Consider the following 16,926-nt stretch of genomic DNA (forward strand, 5'->3'; position numbering starts at 1 on the left):
TCGTCGGCGTCCTGGGCGAGCAGCTTCAACGGCGGGGGCTGGGCGGCGGCCATCAGTCCTCCACGGGCTCCCCGTCGCCCTTGAGGCGACGGATCTGCGCGCCGCAGGCGCCGAGCTTCTCTTCGAGGCGCTCGAAGCCGCGGTCGAGATGGTAGACGCGGTTGACCATCGTCTCGCCCTGCGCCGCCAGGCCCGCGATCACCAGGCTGACCGAGGCCCGTAGGTCGGTCGCCATCACCTGGGCGCCGTCGAGCTTGTCGACGCCGCGCACCCGCGCCTCCCCGCCGTGGACCGAGATGTCGGCACCCAGCCGGCCCAGCTCCGGCGCGTGCATGAAGCGGTTCTCGAAGATGGTCTCCTTGATGACGCTCTCGCCCTTGGCCAGCGTCATCAGCGCCATGAACTGCGCCTGCAGGCCGGTGGCGAAGCCCGGATAGGGGTCGGTCTCGATCTCCACCGCCGTGAGCCGGCCGCCGTCGCGCCTCACCGTCAGGCCGTCGTCGTGCTCGACCACTTCGACGCCCGCCTCGCGCATCTTGGCGGTCAGGGCGGCGACGAAGTCGCTGCGCGTGCGGGTCAGCCTCACCTCGCCGCCGGCCATCGCCACGGCCAACGCATAGGTGCCGGTCTCGATCCGGTCGGGAATTACCGAGTGCGTCGCCCCGCCCAGACGGTCGACGCCCTGGACGCGGATGGTCTTGCCGCCCGCGCCCTCGACGCGAGCGCCCATGGCGTTCAGGCAGGCGGCCAGGTCGGCCATCTCCGGCTCTGCGGCGGCGTTCTCCAACACCGTCTCGCCCTTGGCCAGCACCGCGGCCAAGAGGGCGTGCTCGGTCGCGCCGACCGAGACGAACGGGAACTCGATGCGCCCGCCGGTCAGGCCCCGCGGCGCCTGGGCGTAGACATAGCCCTCGTGCAGGTCGATCCGCGCGCCCAGCGCCTCCAGCGCCTTCAGGTGCAGGTCGACCGGCCGCGCGCCGATGGTGCAGCCGCCGGGCAACGAGACCTTGGCCTGGCCGCTGCGCGCCAGGAGCGGGCCCAGCACGTTGAACGAAGCGCGCATCTGGCGGACCAGGTCGTAAGGCGCGAAGCCCGAGACGATCTCGCGGGTGGTGAGCAGCGTCTCCGGGCCGTCCTCGCCCTCGCGCTCGACGACCTCGGCGCCCAGGCGGCGCAGCAGGCGGCCGAGGAAGCGCGTGTCGGCCAGCCTCGGCATGTTGGTCAGGCGCAGCGGCTCGTCGGTGAGCAGGCTCGCCGCCATCAGCTTGATGGCCGAATTCTTGGCGCCGCTGATCGGGATCTCGCCCTTCAGCCGCGCGCCGCCCGTGATCGCGATGCGGTCCAATCCTTGTCCTTCGAAAAACGACCGCGAACTGAGCGTCGCGGGGGCAGCCCTTGGAAGCGCTATCTAGCGTGCGCCCGTTGCCGGCGCAAAGGGCCCCGCGCGAAGCGCAGCTCAGGTGGAATCGCCATCCGTTGGGCCGGGCCTCGGCCCCGGCTTCGGCTCGGCCTTGCGGCGGCGCAGGTTCGCGCGCAGCGCCTGGGCGAGCTTGGCCTCGCGCTCGGCCTCGATCTGGGCCTGCCTGTCCCGGTTGGCCCCCGGCTTCGGAGGCGGGCGATCCGACGTCATGGCGCAAACGCCTGCGGCCGCTTGTCCACCGCGTCAAGCAGGGCTCATGCGAATTGGGGCTTCACGCGGGAGGAATCGTTGGCTATAGCCCCCGCCTCGCCTTTCGCCGCCGTAGCTCAGTGGTAGAGCGCATCCTTGGTAAGGCTGAGGTCGGCAGTTCAATCCTGCCCGGCGGCACCATCCTGGCCCCTTGTTTCCATGAACTTCTGGAACAAGGGGCTAGGGCCAACTTCGCCGGGCGATCCGATCCAGTAAGCAAATCGTAAGCAGCCGGCGGCGCGCTGACGCGCGGATTGGCGCATTTTCAGCGGCGCTCCGCGCCGACCTACCGGCCCTTCCATACGGGCGGGCGCTTCTCGGCGAACGCGCGAGGACCTTCGGCGAAATCCTCGGTGCGCATCAGCCGCTCCTGCGCAGCGTCGCTGCGTTCGCGCAGCGCGCGATCATCCAGGTCGGCCGCCAGCCGGGCGACCGCCAGGCTTTCGCGAACCGCCAGAGGAGCATTGACGGCAATCGATTTGGCGAGCGCCAGCGCCGCCGGCACGACCTGTCCGGCCGGGACAAGCCGATTGACCATGCCGAATTCAGCCGCCCGCGCCGCCGGCAGGCGATCCGCCGTCAGGATGAGTTCGAGCGCCACCGCCTTGGGAATGGCGCGCGGCAGTCGATAGAGCCCGCCGGCCGCGGCGATAAGGCCTCGCGTCACCTCCGGCAGACCGAACGCGCCGTTTTCCGAGGCGACGATCATGTCGCAGGCGAGCGCCATTTCGCAGCCGCCAGCGAGCGCCAGGCCGTCGACGGCGGCGATCCAGGGTTTCGAGCGCTGCGCATGGACGAAGCCGGCGAAGCCGTAGCGCTCCGTGATCAGCTCCCGCAGATTGCCGCGAGCGACCTCCTTGAGATCCGCGCCCGCCGAGAAGACCTGTCCGCCTGCCCCGGTCAGCACCACGGCCCAGATGTCCGGATCCTGCTCCAGGTCGTCGACGGCGGATTCCAGGGCGCGAGCGACCGCCCGGTTGACGGCGTTGCGCGCCTCCGGACGATTTATCGTCACGAGCGCCAGATGGTCGCCCAGCTTCTCGACGATCAGCGAGGTATCAACGGTTTCCGTCATGAGGCCCTCAATGGATTTCAACACGCCGGGCTGACCCCAATGGATCATTCATCCCGAGCGAACGCGCGGTCGGGCAGCTGCGCCACGCGCTGCCTGGTGTAGCCGACATGCCTGCGGCCCGCAGCTTCTGCGCCTTCCGCGTCGCCGGAGAGGATTGCCTCGGTCAGCTCGGCAAAATCATCGACGTGGGCGGCGTCGGCCGCACGTCCGAAGTTTCGCAGCTGAACCCGCATGATGTGGACCTGTGCGGCCGGAAAGAGCCGTTGGAGTTCCTGGTTGCCGCTGAGCTGAACGATATAGCGATAGTAGTTTTCGCGAGCCCGCAGGAATTGAGGAAATGCGTCGCCCGACGCCGCGTCCGGCCGCAGAGCATCGTGCAACTCGCGCAGCCGCACCCTGGCGCCCCTCGCCTCGATCGCGGTGGCGGCTCCGCGGGCCGCGAGCCCCAGCAGGACTTCGACGATTTCGAGCACGTCGCCGACCTCGCGCCGGCTGAGTTCCCGGACCTGCGCCCCGCGGTTCGGGACAATCGTGACCACGCCGCTCGACGCCAGCCGGTTAAGGACCTCCCGGATCGTTCCGCGGCCAACCCCGAAATAGCGCATGAGATCGGGCGCGATCAGGCGCTGCCCCGGGATGAAGCGGCCCTCGTAGAGAGCCCGCATCAAACCGCGATATGTCTTTTCGAACGGGCCTTGGGAAGACGACTCGGCGCTGTCTTCCCAGTCATCCTCGGCCGTCATCTCAGCTTTCCGCATTCCGTTTTCCTCGGCGTCACGCCGCCTGCGGCCACGCCGGCCGGACCCCTGTCCGCTTTACAAGCCGCTTAAGAGCCCGGCGAGGGTCTAAGGCGCGGCCAGAACGCTTTCAACCGCCCTGCATGAGCCAGCCGGGCCGGCCCTTCCCACCCACGTAGCCGGCGCGCACCCTCTGCTTAAGGAGCGCGGGCGGGCGGAAACGCTCGCCGTAGGCTTCCTGCATGATCTCCTGGGCCTGCAGAGACAGGCTCGAAGTCACCGCGTCCATCAGGGCGAAGGGTCCGATCGGGTGGCCCAGGCCAAGGCGGCAGGCGATATCGATGTCTTCAGGCGTGGCCACCCCTTCTTCCACCAGCTTCACGGCTTCAATCAGGAACATGTGCAGCATGCGGTTTACGGCGAAACCGGCGACATCCTTCACACGCACGGGCGTCTTGCCGATCTCGGCCATCACCTTGATCATCGCCTCGAGCGTGGAGTCCTGCGTGTCAAACCCAGGGATGACCTCGACCAGCTTCATGCGCGAGACGGGCGAGAAATAGTGGGTGCCGAGAAACGATGCGCGGCGCTCCAGGGGAAGGCTGGCGGCCAGGGTTGAAATCGGGATCGTCGAGGTGTTGCTCGCGAGGATGCACTCGGGCCTGCAGAGATCGCACAGGGCCTCCAACACCGCGCGTTTGACCTCGATGTCCTCAAACACCGCCTCGGTGACGATCTCGCGATCGGCAAAGGCGTTCAGCTCCGTCGTCGGTCGGATCCTCGCCAGCGCCGGCTCAACCTCGGCGCCCGCGTACAGGCCGCGACCGACGCCTTTTTCCAGAAGCGTGCTCAAGCGCGTCAGAGCGCGCTCGAGACTAGCCACCTCGCGATCGCACAACAGAACGTCATGACCCGCGAGGGCGAATACAAGTGCAATTTCCGCCCCCATGAGGCCCGCGCCCACCACGCCGATCTTCCTCGACACGCTTCACTCCATAAGTTGTGGGACAGAGGCTCGCCGAAGGGCTTCTCGCACATGCCGGGACGAGATCGTCATACATTTACGCATGACCCAAGGGCTGTCAACAAACTCAGCCACGGGACGCCTTAGCGAACGCAATCCGTCCGCCCTGCTTCGCATCGCCGAGCTCTTCACCGCATCGCGGCAGATGTCGCGAACGCCGCCGCGGAGGGCGCCAAGGTCGTGCTCGACGGTCGTGAACATTCCGCTCGCTAGACGTGCTGGTATTTCCGCCATTCTATAGCCCACGAGCGGCGCCCACTTGGAGTTGGCGTCCCAGTGTTGTATCCAAAGGAGCCGAAAATAGAGTTGCAGGGTGGTGTCTCCTGCGCCCGTCGAGACGGCGGGTTCTTCTTGGCCGCGGCGTCAACCTGACCTGTTCGGCCTGGCGTTTTGACCGCCCAAGGCAGCGCTGCCGAACGACTGCGCGGAGCGTGCAATGAAGATCCACAATCAGCCCCACAGCGTCACTGGGAAGGTGGCGCAATGAATCGAACGTTCCTCTTCACCGGCGGCTTCGTCGCCACAATGGACGATACGGTCGGAGATTTTGCCGACGGCGCTGTTTTGGTCGACAACGGCGTCATCAAGGCTGTCGGACCGGCCTCCGAATTCCACGGCGTCGACGCTGACGTTATTGACGCTGGCGGCGGGGTGATCATGCCGGGCATGATCGACACCCATCGCCATACTTGCGCGGCGATCTTGCCGGGCGTGGGCGCGGACCACTCCCTGCTGCAGCTGATCAACAACGCCTTTGTGCGCTACTTTCCGCCAATGAGCGCCGACGATCTGTACGTCACGAGTCTCGTTGGCGCGCTGGAGGCGATCGACAACGGCGTCACAACGGTTCTCGACTGTTGTGAAGTCTGCAAGTCCTTCGAGCATGCGCACGCCAATATGCAAGCTCTTGTCGACTCTGGGATTCGCGGCTTCTTCAGCTACGGGATGAACGATGAACAATATCCCGGCGACGTCGCCGCCGGGGCGCCTGCCCATGCGGCGCGCTTAGCCGACGTCGCGCGGCTGCACGACACCGGAACCAGCCTTATGCAAGTGGCCATGGGCCTGAGCCACCCAGGCACCGTGCCGTTCGAGGAGACGGAAACGGAGATCAGATTCGCGCAGAGACGCGGAATGCTGTGCTGCTCTCACACCGGAGCGACCAAGCATACCGTCCTGAACAATGGCGTCCGCGAGCGTGCAGATCGTGGCCTGATGCTGCCAGGTCACGTCTACATCCACTGCCCGAGCCTGACGCATCGGGAGTGGCAGCTCATCGCCGACACCGGCGGTAAGGTCTCCATCGCGCCTGAAACTGAAATGCAGATGGCCATGGGGATCCCTCCGTTCCGAGCCTGCATGGATCATGGCGTCAAGGTGTCGCTCAGCACCGACACAGTCCATTGCGGTTCACCTGATCTGCTGTCGCAGATGCGCCTTGGTCTGCAGCTGCAGCGCTGCCTCGATAACGAGAAGGCTCTTGATCAGGGGATCGTTCCGACCCGGATCGAGCTCGGAGTTCGCGACGCGCTCATCTGGGGAACTCGCAACGGCGCGGACGCCCTGGGTCTAGAGTCGCAGATCGGCACGCTCGCCCCCGGTAAGACGGCTGACATCGTTGTCGTGAAGCGCAAGCGCGCTTTTGTACCATCAAGTTATCCGCTCGGAACTACCGTACTCCACGCCAATGGCGGTGATGTCGACACCGTAATGATCGCAGGTGAGATCCGTAAACGGGACGGCGTCCTGGTTGGCATCGATCTAGATGCTCTTCGCGATCGCGCGAAACAAACCTTCGACCGTCTGAACGAGGAAATGTCAAAGCTGCCGCCGGAAATGTCGGAGGCGGAACTGGACGAACTTTTGGTTACCACGGAGCGGACGGCTCGCATCAACTTTGCGCGGGCGTATCTCGACGCGTCGAGCGACGGGCGCAGCAGCTGGAGATCCGATCCGACGGTCTAGGCCCGGGTCGGCGAGGCGGAGCACGGGCGGCGCTTGACCAAGCTCAAAGCCCAGCTCCGCCTCAACTGTGCTGGGCAATTCAGGCGACCTTGACCCTAAGATTGCGGGCCAGCAGGCCGTTGAAACCGGCGATCAAGACGAACGTCGCGGCGAGGAAAGCCGTCGTAATCCACGGCGTCGCCGAAGCGCCGAAGTCCTGGATGGCACGGCCAAGGATGGCTGACCCAATCGACATGCCGAGGGTTTGCGCCGCGGGCACCAGCACCGCCACCTTCCCGTCGTTATCGACCGCACAGGCCGCCGCGGTGAGATAGATGGTTCCGGTGGCCCAGCAGACGTTGAATAGAGCAAGTTCGATCGCCGCGCCCACGAAGCGACTTGCGCTTATGAAGACGTAGACGCTCACGGCCATGACGAGGGCTGACACCACCGTTGGCCACGTCCTCCCGAAACGGCCATCCAAGGCCGATGCAATGATCGCCCCGAGCAGCGCCGCCCCCGTTCCCAAGGCCATAGCTTGAGCGATTTCCGCGGCCGCCAGTGCATTTTGAGCCGCCAATTGCTCCGTGAACGACCAAAAGCCGCCAGCTCCGGCAAACCAGGCCACTTGCGTCAGCAGAGCTAGCGCTCCAAGACCTCGCCGCGGCGGCGGGACGCCCGCCTGCTGCTGAACCTGGGCCGAAGGGTCTTTGCGGTCCGCAGGAACGAAGAACGAAGCCAGCAACGCTGCCGCGGACAACAGCGCCACGACGACGAGAACGCTGTCGGTTCTGAGCATCTGGTCTAGGGCTGGAGCGGCGTAGAGGCAGATCATGCTGATGACCACCGAGGCCGCATATGCGATCCCGAAGGCGCGCTCCATGTTCTGGCTTCGCCCCAGGAGGGAATAGCTCAAGGCAAGGAGCAGCCCCTCGCCCAGAGCCCCCGTTGCCGCCCGGATCCCCAATAACGCGATGTAGCTCGGCGCCGCCAAGCTCGCCACTTGGCCCAACAGCGAAGCGATGGCGCCGACACGTATAAGAAGTCGCCAACTAAAGCGGCCGATCCAGAACGGACCAGTCAATGACGCGAACGCGATCGCAGCCAGTTCGAGCGCGGGAAGCAGCCCAAGCTTCGCGCTTGGGACATCGTACACGCGGCTCACATTCGCCAGGATCGCCGGGATTACATAGAACACGACGCCGCCTGTGCAATAAAGCACAGTTCCAACGAGCACTAGGTTCGCGTCCTTGACCCTTCGCACGGCAACGGCTCCTTCAGCACACCGACTCTCGGACGACCGCCGCAAGGTAGGCGGATTCCACGGGCGCGGTTGGCCTGCGTCCTTCGTTGAGATTAGACGCGGCCCCGGGGCCGCATAGCACGCCGAAATCACACACTCTGTTGTCATGCGGCAACAATTCCGCCGCGAAGGTATTCACCAGAGGCGCGGGACGCCTGCGATGCCGCCTGCCGCAGCCCGGCTGGGTTTGGCTGGTATTTCGGAACGCAAGAACTGTCTTGCCGAAGGCCTCCTCGGCATACAGGGTTGAGCCGGCCGCACGCATTCTAGCGCGGAAGGATCGTATGCCGGTTGTCTCGTCTTCGCTGGCGGCAGCAGAACGCCTGCTGCGGCGGAATGAACCAGAGGCCGCGCTCAGGACGCTAGCCGAGGAAATTGCGACCGCCTCCACGTTCCGCCCGGAACATGCTCTCGAACTCAGAATCCTGCTGGCGCGGGGTGAGCGCGCAAGAGCGGCGGCCGCCCTTGACCGCGCTCTGCACCTTCCTGCCGAGACCGCCGACGCGTTTGACGCATTGGCCTACTACGCACGGGAGCTTGGCCGACATGAGCTCTCCAACATGCTCTACCGGCGCGCCGCCAGCCTCGCGCCCGATGATCCGCAGCTCTCCTATAATCTCGCGACAAGCGAGCGCAGCCTTGGCCACACCGCGGAGGCGCTGCGGGCGTGTGAGCGAACGCTCGCGCTGGATCCAAGCTCACTCCCAACCCTGCTGCTACGCTCCGAAATCGGCCGCGCCACGGCCGAGAGAAATCACATAGGTCAACTGCAGGCTCGGCTTGCCGCGGCCCCGGCTGACGCGGCGCGGATGTTCATAGGCTATGCGCTGGGCAAGGAGTTGCACGAGCTTGGCAGGTACGACGAAGCCTTCGACGCATTCGCAACAGCAGCCGCCGCACGCCGGCGAAACCTCTCGTATGACGTCGCCGATGACGAGAAGAAGCTCAGCCGGATCCAGGAGGTCTATCCATCGCCGCCCGGGCTTCCTGGCGGCAGCGATTCCGATCGCCACATCTTTGTTGTCGGCCTGCCGCGTTCCGGCACAACTTTGATCGAACGGATCCTCAGCGCCCTGCCCCAGGTGCGGTCGAACGGCGAAACAAACAACCTCTCTACGGCCTTGATCAGCTGCGCCCCCTCCGCCGGCGGCGACATATTCGAGCGTTCCGCGCGAGCTGACCCTTCCGCCGTCGCACGAGCTTACGACAGCCTCGCCGCCCCGGCGGACGGCCAGGACAAAATCATCGAAAAACTCCCCCTGAATTATCTGTACATCGGCGCCATCGTTGCGGCTTTTCCGAAGACGAAGATTGTCTGGGTTCGCCGAGATCCGATCGACAACTGTTTCGCCATGTTTCGTACACTCTTCGGGGATGGCTATCCGTTCAGCTACAGCTTTGAGGAACTGGCCCGCTACTATGCGGCCTATGACAGGCTGATGCGTCATTGGGAAGCGACGGTTCCACAGAACCTCGTTGAGCTTCGATACGAAGACCTGGTGCGGGCGCCCGCAGCGGTCGCGAGCGAAGTCGCCGGGCGATGCGGCCTTTCGTGGACGCAAGACGCTCTGGACTTGTCCCGCAATCGCCGCGCGTCGCTGACTGCAAGCGCCACCCAGGTTCGCGGGCCCATTTACCGCACTTCGGCCGGCGTCTGGAAGCAGTATGAAGCCCACCTTCAGCCCCTCGTCACGCAGCTCAACGCCCCCCGCGTTGACGCCCCTGGCAATATAATTTAGCCATAAAATATTCCGTGGAGCGGGCTGGCCAAATGCGAAACTTCAGCTGTGACGTCATCATCGTCGGCAGCGGCGTCTCGTCTCTCGTATGCGCCGCGGAGCTGGCGCTGAAAGGTCGTCACGTCATCGTCCTCGAGCGCGAAGAGGTGATCGGCGGGTGCATGCGCACCGAAGAGCTGACGCTGCCCGGGTTTCGGCACGACGTTTTTTCCATGTCTCTCCCGTTGTTTACGACGGCGGCGCACTACCCTTCGCTGAGCCCCGAACTGGCCAAGCACGGTTTTGAGGTCGTGCTTCCGACCCGCCCCACCGGCGTCATGACCGCCGATGGCCGCGCGCTCGTGCTCAGCCAGTCGCGCGAGGAAAACATTGCTGCATTCGAGGCCTTGGCCCCCGGCGACGGTGAAGCCTTCGCGCGCGCAATGGCGGACATAACGCAGAATTCCGAGCTTCTATTTGGACTGCTTGGCGGTGAACCTGCGACCGCCTCAACGCTCCGCTTGCTGGTCCACCAGCTTCTCCGGCGCAAGCCGGCAGGCCTGGCGGCCTTCGCCGGCGACGCCCTCGAGCCCATGCGCAATTGGCTGCAGCGGGAATTTCGGTCGGACCTCGTGCAAGCCCTGTTCGCGCCGTGGATCCTTCACACGGGGTTGTCGCCCGAGTCAGCGTTGTCAGCCTTGATGGGCAAGCTGATCCTGTTCACCCTGGAAGGCGCTGGGAATCCCTTCGTCAAAGGCGGCGTTGGCAATTTGGTGAACGCCTTTAGGGCTCTCATCGAAAGCCGTGGCGGCAAGATAATCACCAACACCGATATTTCAGAAGTCGTCGTCGAACGGGGCGCCGCCACCGCCGTTCGAACGAGCGATGGGCGCGCATACACGGCCCGCCGCGCCATCGTCTGCAACGTGACGCCGACCCAGCTATACGGGCGCCTTCTGCCTTCAGACGCGGCGCCGGCCGCGACCGCCGCCATGGCGAAGGCCTATGCATACGGCCTCGGCGACATGCAAATCCACATTGCGCTGTCGGAGCCGCCGCAGTGGGCCGACGAACGGCTCGCGGACGTCGGGCTTGTTCACGTCACCCCGGGCCTCGACGGAGTTTCGCGCGCGATCAATGAAGCGCAACGCGGGCTCCTGCCGGCTGAAGGCACAATAGTGGTCGGCCAACCGGCCGCGGCCGATCCAAGTCGCTGCCCGTCGGGGAAATCGCTGCTCTGGATCCAACTGCAGGAGCTCCCGCGCGTGATCCGCGGCGACGCCGCCGGGCTTCTACAAACGCCGCCGGACGGCCGCTGGAGCGAGGAGATCAGAGATGCCTATGCTGCGCGCATCGTTGCGCGCCTCGGCTCCCACATCCGCAATCTGCGCTCGGCGACTCTCTCTGTTGCGGCGCTATCGCCGGCCGACCTTGAGCGCGCGAACATCAATCTTGTGGGGGGCGATCCCTATTCCGGCGCCTGCTCAATCGATCAATTCCACCTGTTCAGGCCGTTCGCGAGCCTCCGCAATCACCGCACTCCGATCAAACGGCTCTTCCACATCGGAGCATCCACTCATCCTGGTCCCGGCCTTTCCGGTATGTCGGGCCACATGGCGGCAGCCTGCATTTAGGCGTCGGGAGAGAAGCCGACGGCCCCGCGCGACGCGTCAGAGCCGCGCGCGAGCCGCATCTGAAGCGGCGCATTTCGATAATAGTCGTAGAGCTTTCGCATTGCTCTAAGCGCGGACGCCAGCGACCGGACCGGAACTTCGCCCGGCGCTCCTTGTTTGCCGCAAGGGATTGCGGCAGCAGAAGCTCCAGACCGCGCTCCCTTCGCACCTCATCGTAGACTAATCGGCAACACAGTGTTGTCCCACATTTGCTAGCCGCTGTCATAAAACGAGCGCTTAATCAATTGCTCGAAGTTGGTGAAAGGAGCCCACGCGCTATTCTTAGCTGCGGTTACTCAGCATCCCCGCCTGCGGGTTGTATTCTTCGAAGTACCCCAGCGGATTCACCGCGCGAAGCCATCTGAGCGCGCCGACGCGCCGACACGCCTGCAGATCTAGATTTAGTAATCGAGGGCTCCATCGCCAACGCTACTGATGCAGTCAAAAAAACAGGGGGTAGAATTGGCTCAAGCCGAACGCCGTAACAAAATGCTCGAACGGACCGCAATTTGCGGATCCCTCGCCATCTTGGCCGCCCCAGCAATCGCACAATCCGCGCCTGCTGAGCCGCCGTCTGTCCCCGAAGTCGTGGTGACGGCCACGCGGCGCTCAGAAGATGTCACCAAGGTTCCCTACAACATCTCCGTAGTCAGCCCGCGCGAGATCGAAAGCCGTGGCGTTACGACGTTCGAAGATCTTACGCGTCAGATTCCCAACCTTAACCTCAACGCAGCGGGCGATCGCACAGTAGGATCCCAACGGCCGGTCATGCGCGGACTCAACGCCTCCTCGACCGATCGGCAGGGCGCAGCGCTGGAGCAGGCGCCCGTCGCCACCTATCTTGGCAACGTCCCCTTCGGCGACCTCTTCCCGATTACCGACGTCGAACGTGTCGAGGTTCTTCGCGGACCGCAAGGAACACTCTATGGCGCCGGCGCGCTCGGCGGCGCCTTGCGCATCATCCCGACGGAGCCCCAGCTCAGTCATTTCGGCGGCTCGGTCGAGGGGGCGCTCGGCGGCGTCTACCACGCGAGCAAGATAGATCGCAGCATCGGCGGAACGCTCAATGTTCCAGTCGGCGATACGCTTGCGTTTCGCGTCAGCGCGAAACATCAATATGACGCCGGCTTTATTGATCGATACGGCGTCATGGTTCGCCAGAACGGGCCATTGAGCGCTCCGGTCCTGGCCAATCCGTCAGACCCGGCGGGAAGCTCGGCTGCGTTCAGAAAGATCGACGGCGCAAACTGGGGCTGGAATACCAGCGTGCGCGGGAGCGTCAAATGGCAACCCACCGACGACCTTAAGGTCATCGCCGCATACGATTATGCGCATTTCAAGGGCAATGGCGGCCCGGAAGACGATCCGCATTTCCGTGGCGGGCCCTATCCCGTCGATCCGAATGTCGTCTTCCCCGCGACTGGGAAGTACGAGGTAATTGTTCCTTACGAAGAGCCGTACGATCGTACCGCCCATATGAGCAGCGTCGATGTTTCGTACGACGCGGGTTTCGCAACGCTTTCATCGACAACAAGCTATACGACCACCAGCGGATTCAATCAGCCAGACGTTACATACCTGTACTTGAACCTTCCCCCGTCTTATCAGGATTACTACGTCGGAAATCCGCGAAATCCCCGCTTCAATGGCCAGTCCATATACCAGGATGACCGGAAGATCTTTACCCAGGAAGTCCGAATAGTCTCGCGCAGTGGGGGACCGTTGGATTATGTTGCTGGCGGTTATTTCCAGCGCGAGTTGACCCGGGACAACCTCAGCCTGATATTCCCCGGGCAGGCCGATTTCGCCGCGGCGACGGGTCAGTTTTTCCTGACCGGCCCCGACGGGCTCAGCGTGCTGCTCGCCGGAAAGAACAAGTTTACAGACAAGGCCATTTTTGGCGAGCTGACCTGGCACATCACGCCCCGCTGGCAGATTACCGGCGGCGCTCGGATTTTCTGGCAGGACTTCACACGCAACCTGGATATCCTGCTCTATACGTTCAATCTGCCGCCGGTCGCTGAAGCGAATTCCTCCTCGATCCGCGGCAAGGCGATCTTCAAGGCCAACACCTCGTTCGAGATCGCGCCAGGCCAGAACGCCTATGCGACCTTTTCGCAGGGCTTCCGGCGCGGCGGCCCAAATACGTTCGCAACGACGGGCGTCATTCGGGAAGATCCAGATTTTCTGATCTACAAACCCGACACGGTGGACAACTACGAGTTGGGCATCAAGGGGCGCATCAGCGGCTTCAGGTACAATGCGGCGCTGTTCTGGGACGCATGGAACAATCCTCAGATCGGCCTGCTCACGCCGGTGAATCGCTATCCGGTCGTCTTCAATGGGAAGAAGGCGCGCACTCGCGGCTTCGAAGTCGAGCTCAACAAGAATGTGGGCGACAAACTCAGCTTGTCCGCGAGCTTAGCTTATGTCGAGGCGACGCTTCTCCAGTCGTTCTGCATCCCCACCGGCACCGCGGTGCCGGATCCGAACAGTCCAACGGGGGACGCTATTCTGGATCCTTGCGGGATTCGTGGCGAAAAAGGCGGACGCCTCCCCGGATCGGCTAAATATAGCGCAAACCTAGGCGCGCTCTACACCGTGGATATTGGCGACGACAACCACTTGTCCTTCGACCTCAACGCGCAGTATAATGGAAGCATCCTGACCTCCCTGCCCTACTCCGGCTTGCCGGATCCTCCGGTGCTTCCGTCGTACTGGATCACCAACGGCCGGGTTTCCATTGAACATAAGCAATATCAGATCGCGTTCTATGTGCGAAATATACTTAACAGGCGCGCTCTACTTTCCACCACGGTGTACGCGCCAGATCTGATCGGCCCCATCGATCGGCTCGATACGATCACGAGACCGCGACAGATTGGCGTCGAAGCAAAATACACCTGGTAGAAGCGACCAGGCGAGCACCGCTAATCACGAAGTTCGTGGCGGCAACCTCGAATGTCGCCACTATTCGCGCCGCCGGCTGGTCGATGCGCGCGAGCCTGGACGTCGAGATCGCCCTCGCCGCCAGACGCGCCCGACCTGCTTACTGGCGTGGCGCTAACAGAGGCTCCGGGATAGCGGCGCGTTCGATGCGTTCAGGCGGCGCTAACTTAGGCGTTGGGATCAGCTCGCAGCTTGGCAGACGGCGTTTGAGAAAGTCCACGAAAAGCTTAACTTTTGCGGCGGTATGCCGACGTGTCGCGTAGACGCACCAGACGGGCATGGGCTCGGTGCGATAGTCCGACAAGACCTCTATGAGCTGGCCATTTGTTATATAATCGCGCAGGTAGAGTTCCGGGAGCCAGACGACGCCTCGTCCCCGCAGCGCGGCCGCAACCAGAGACGAGCAGGTGTTGCTGGTCCAATTGCCCGTCGGACGGACGTGACTGACGCCCGAGTCCGAACGGAACCCCCACTGCGCGCAAGCCTCGAAGCTCGACACCAGGCAATTGTGCTCGACCAGATCGTCCGGCGTGCTCGGTGCGCCTGCATGCGCGAGATAGCTCGGCGATGCCGCGCAGATGTGGCTTACCTGGTACACTCGCTGAGCGCGTAGCGTGGAGTCGGCGAGCGTGCTGAGACGAATGGCGACGTCAAAGCCTTCGGCGACGATGTCTCCGATGGTTGCGGTGATGGTGAGCTCCACCTCCAGCTTGTCATACTGCGCCATGAACTCAGCCACGAGGGGAGCAACCCACTGATCTCCCATGAAGTCGGAGGCAACGATCCGAAGGCGGCCCCGCGGTGTCGCGTCATGCTCCATGGCCTCGAGGTCGATCGTCTCCAACTTTTCGAACGCCTCCACGCACCGGTCATAGATCGTCCGTCCAAGATCGGTCGGCGCGAGTTGCCGGGTCGTTCGAAATATAAGCTGGCTGCCGAGGCGCTCCTCAAGGCTGCTGACCAGCCGGCTTACCGCCGATTTTGACAATCGGAGCCGTTCAGCTGCGGCGGTAAAGCTTCCCCCCTCAACGACCGCGACGAAGGCCTCGTAAGCGTCCCACTTTCGCATTGTTGCTACCTGACAACAAACTGTAGCGCCATGCTATCGGCCTTTCCGGGCCCTGACAATTCCGTCGAGCTCGCATTGTTGCCATGCGGGAACAGAGTTTGTGATTCCACAGACTACTGTCGCGCCTCAGTGAATTTTAGCCTCAGCGCTGTCTTAGGCGGTGACGCCGCCTGCTGAGGAAGGCGAAATGTTCATCCACAATGCCTGGTACATTGCTGCCGAGCCCGACGAGTTGTTGAGCCGCCCGATCGTCTCCCGCACTCTTCTGGGGAAGCGGGTCGCAGTCTACCGCGGAGCCTCCGGGCAGGCGATCGCGCTCGAGGATTCCTGCCCGCATCGGCGGGCGCCTTTGTCACTCGGGACGGTCCAGGGCGACGGCGTCCGCTGCGGCTACCACGGCGCCGAATTCGGATCCGACGGGCGCTGCATCAGGGTGCCAGGGCAGGACGCGGTTCCGCGCGCGGTTGTGCCGACCTACCCGGTGATCGAACGCCACGGCTATATCTGGGTCTGGCTGGGCGATCCGGACCTCGCGGACGGGGGCGCCAGCATCCCCGACGGCTTTTGGGTTTCCGGCGACCCGGCATGGATTGGTGGGTATGGCCGCATGGAGTCGATCAAGGCCGACTTCAAGTTGATCAATGACAACCTTTTCGACATTACGCACGCACAATTCGTACATCCTGAATCGTTTGGCGGCGAAGAGGTCCAATTCTACCGCAAGGCACGACCTGGATCGGACTACATCGATCGCGAGATGTCGTTTGAAGTCGGCGAACGCTCGATCAGGTTCCGAACCCACGCGGCCGCACTGGGGGACGAAGGCGGGCCGCTTTGGCGTTCGATGCTTGCGCAGAGCCGTGGGCTTGAAGAGTGGAATGACCCCATCGACTACCGAATGGAAGTCATTTGGTGGGCGCCTTGCTACACCAGCTTCCACATCATTGTGCGCCCGAGCGGCGAGCCCGATGCCCCGCCGGTCGAGATCTACAATCTTCACGCCGCCGTCCCGGAGAGCGAAGGCAGTTCTCACTACTTCTATCGGTCTGTGCGAAATTATGGCGACGCCAGCATGAACTCCGCGTTCATCGATGCTGTCAAATTCGTCTTCAACCAGGACAAGCCGATCCTTGAAGGGCAGCAGGCGGTCCTCGGCGACCGCGATCTATTGGAAACGCACCCGATCTCATTCGCCGGCGACATGCTCCCGCTTCAAGGGCGTCGGATTCTCGAGCGGATGATGGCCACCGAACTTACGAGGGGTTGAACATGTTCGCTCTCGCTTTTCTCTATCCGAGCGCTCCAGGCCACGTGTTCGATGTCGAGCACTGGAGGAACGTGCACCTGCCGCTGGGGCTCGGTCTCACCGACAAACACCTCGGCGTTCGCCCGCGGCGCATCATGCTGCTTGGGCCCACTTGGGGGGGCGATTTGCAACGTGATGGCGCCCAACTGGGTGGGATTGCGATCGTAATGTTCGACGAGCGTAAGGACGTCGAGCGGTTTGCGACCTTGTTCGAGTTCCAAGAGGCCGCTGAGCGCTTGGGGGCGGACTTCCAAAATTACACCGCCGGAGCGCCAAACATCCTCGTGGCGGACATCCACGATGTCCGCGAAATCGACGAGATGATCGACCGTTTCAAACGACAGGAAGCGCAAGCGGGTCAATAGGTGAAGGTCGCGCGGCCGTTCGCGTTGCGTCGATCCGGAGGTGAGGACAGCAACAATTGGTGCGCTTTGTCTGGTACGACGTCCACGGCCACAC

13 protein-coding genes and 1 tRNA gene are annotated in these 16,926 nt (G+C 63.6%); 7 read left to right on the forward strand and 7 right to left on the reverse strand.

What is annotated here, in order from left to right; genetic code table 11:
- Nucleotides 1–52: 52 nt before the first annotated feature.
- On the reverse strand, nt 53–1,345 hold the full coding sequence (murA, locus tag VJS38_RS19655) for a UDP-N-acetylglucosamine 1-carboxyvinyltransferase (RefSeq protein ID WP_324089841.1): 1,293 nt from the start codon (nt 1,343–1,345) through the stop codon (nt 53–55).
- A 111-nt stretch (nt 1,346–1,456) separates the two neighbouring features.
- Entirely contained in the window at nt 1,457–1,630 is a 174-nt protein-coding gene (locus VJS38_RS19660) for a hypothetical protein (protein WP_324089842.1), read from the reverse strand.
- A 105-nt stretch (nt 1,631–1,735) separates the two neighbouring features.
- On the opposite strand from VJS38_RS19660, the gene VJS38_RS19665 reads away from it, so the two are divergent.
- Nucleotides 1,736–1,810: transfer RNA gene (locus VJS38_RS19665), tRNA-Thr, on the forward strand.
- Between the two features lie 145 nt (nt 1,811–1,955).
- Here the strand turns inward: VJS38_RS19665 and VJS38_RS19670 are convergent.
- The 3 genes from VJS38_RS19670 to VJS38_RS19680 form a co-directional block, all read right to left on the reverse strand.
- On the reverse strand, nt 1,956–2,744 hold the full coding sequence (locus VJS38_RS19670; protein ID WP_324089843.1) for a crotonase/enoyl-CoA hydratase family protein: 789 nt from the start codon (nt 2,742–2,744) through the stop codon (nt 1,956–1,958).
- 44 nt (nt 2,745–2,788) lie between these two features.
- Complete coding sequence (locus tag VJS38_RS19675) at nt 2,789–3,487, reverse strand: GntR family transcriptional regulator (protein WP_324089844.1); 699 nt, start codon at nt 3,485–3,487, stop codon at nt 2,789–2,791.
- Nucleotides 3,488–3,611: 124 nt separating this feature from the next.
- A complete protein-coding gene (locus tag VJS38_RS19680) occupies nt 3,612–4,466 on the reverse strand; it encodes a 3-hydroxyacyl-CoA dehydrogenase family protein (protein WP_324089845.1) in 855 nt (284 codons plus the stop codon).
- A 522-nt stretch (nt 4,467–4,988) separates the two neighbouring features.
- Between VJS38_RS19680 and VJS38_RS19685 the strand changes: the two genes are divergently transcribed.
- Nucleotides 4,989–6,470, forward strand: coding sequence for an amidohydrolase family protein (locus tag VJS38_RS19685; RefSeq protein WP_324089846.1), 1,482 nt, complete (start codon nt 4,989–4,991; stop codon nt 6,468–6,470).
- A gap of 79 nt (nt 6,471–6,549) precedes the next feature.
- Here the strand turns inward: VJS38_RS19685 and VJS38_RS19690 are convergent, their stop codons facing one another.
- Entirely contained in the window at nt 6,550–7,713 is a 1,164-nt protein-coding gene (locus VJS38_RS19690) for a hypothetical protein (RefSeq protein WP_324089847.1), read from the reverse strand.
- A 323-nt stretch (nt 7,714–8,036) separates the two neighbouring features.
- On the opposite strand from VJS38_RS19690, the gene VJS38_RS19695 reads away from it, so the two are divergent.
- The 3 genes from VJS38_RS19695 (at nt 8,037) to VJS38_RS19705 (ending at nt 14,053) form a co-directional block, all read left to right on the forward strand.
- Nucleotides 8,037–9,491: a tetratricopeptide repeat-containing sulfotransferase family protein gene (locus VJS38_RS19695; RefSeq protein ID WP_324089848.1), complete on the forward strand. Its 1,455-nt coding sequence runs from the start codon at nt 8,037–8,039 to the stop codon at nt 9,489–9,491.
- Nucleotides 9,492–9,523: 32 nt separating this feature from the next.
- Nucleotides 9,524–11,104 (forward strand): NAD(P)/FAD-dependent oxidoreductase, encoded by a 1,581-nt coding sequence (locus VJS38_RS19700; protein ID WP_324089849.1) that lies wholly within the window; start codon nt 9,524–9,526, stop codon nt 11,102–11,104.
- 501 nt (nt 11,105–11,605) lie between these two features.
- A complete protein-coding gene (locus tag VJS38_RS19705; RefSeq protein WP_324089850.1) occupies nt 11,606–14,053 on the forward strand; it encodes a TonB-dependent receptor in 2,448 nt (815 codons plus the stop codon).
- A gap of 139 nt (nt 14,054–14,192) precedes the next feature.
- Here VJS38_RS19705 and VJS38_RS19710 read toward each other — a convergent pair whose 3' ends face one another.
- Entirely contained in the window at nt 14,193–15,161 is a 969-nt protein-coding gene (locus tag VJS38_RS19710; RefSeq protein ID WP_324089851.1) for a LysR family transcriptional regulator, read from the reverse strand.
- A 187-nt stretch (nt 15,162–15,348) separates the two neighbouring features.
- On the opposite strand from VJS38_RS19710, the gene VJS38_RS19715 reads away from it, so the two are divergent.
- Entirely contained in the window at nt 15,349–16,428 is a 1,080-nt protein-coding gene (locus VJS38_RS19715; RefSeq protein WP_324089852.1) for an aromatic ring-hydroxylating dioxygenase subunit alpha, read from the forward strand.
- Nucleotides 16,429–16,430: 2 nt separating this feature from the next.
- Nucleotides 16,431–16,832 (forward strand): hypothetical protein, encoded by a 402-nt coding sequence (locus VJS38_RS19720; RefSeq protein ID WP_324089853.1) that lies wholly within the window; start codon nt 16,431–16,433, stop codon nt 16,830–16,832.
- Nucleotides 16,833–16,926 lie beyond the last annotated feature (94 nt).

It is taken from the genome of Phenylobacterium sp., assembly GCF_035276905.1.
Lineage (GTDB): Bacteria > Pseudomonadota > Alphaproteobacteria > Caulobacterales > Caulobacteraceae > Phenylobacterium.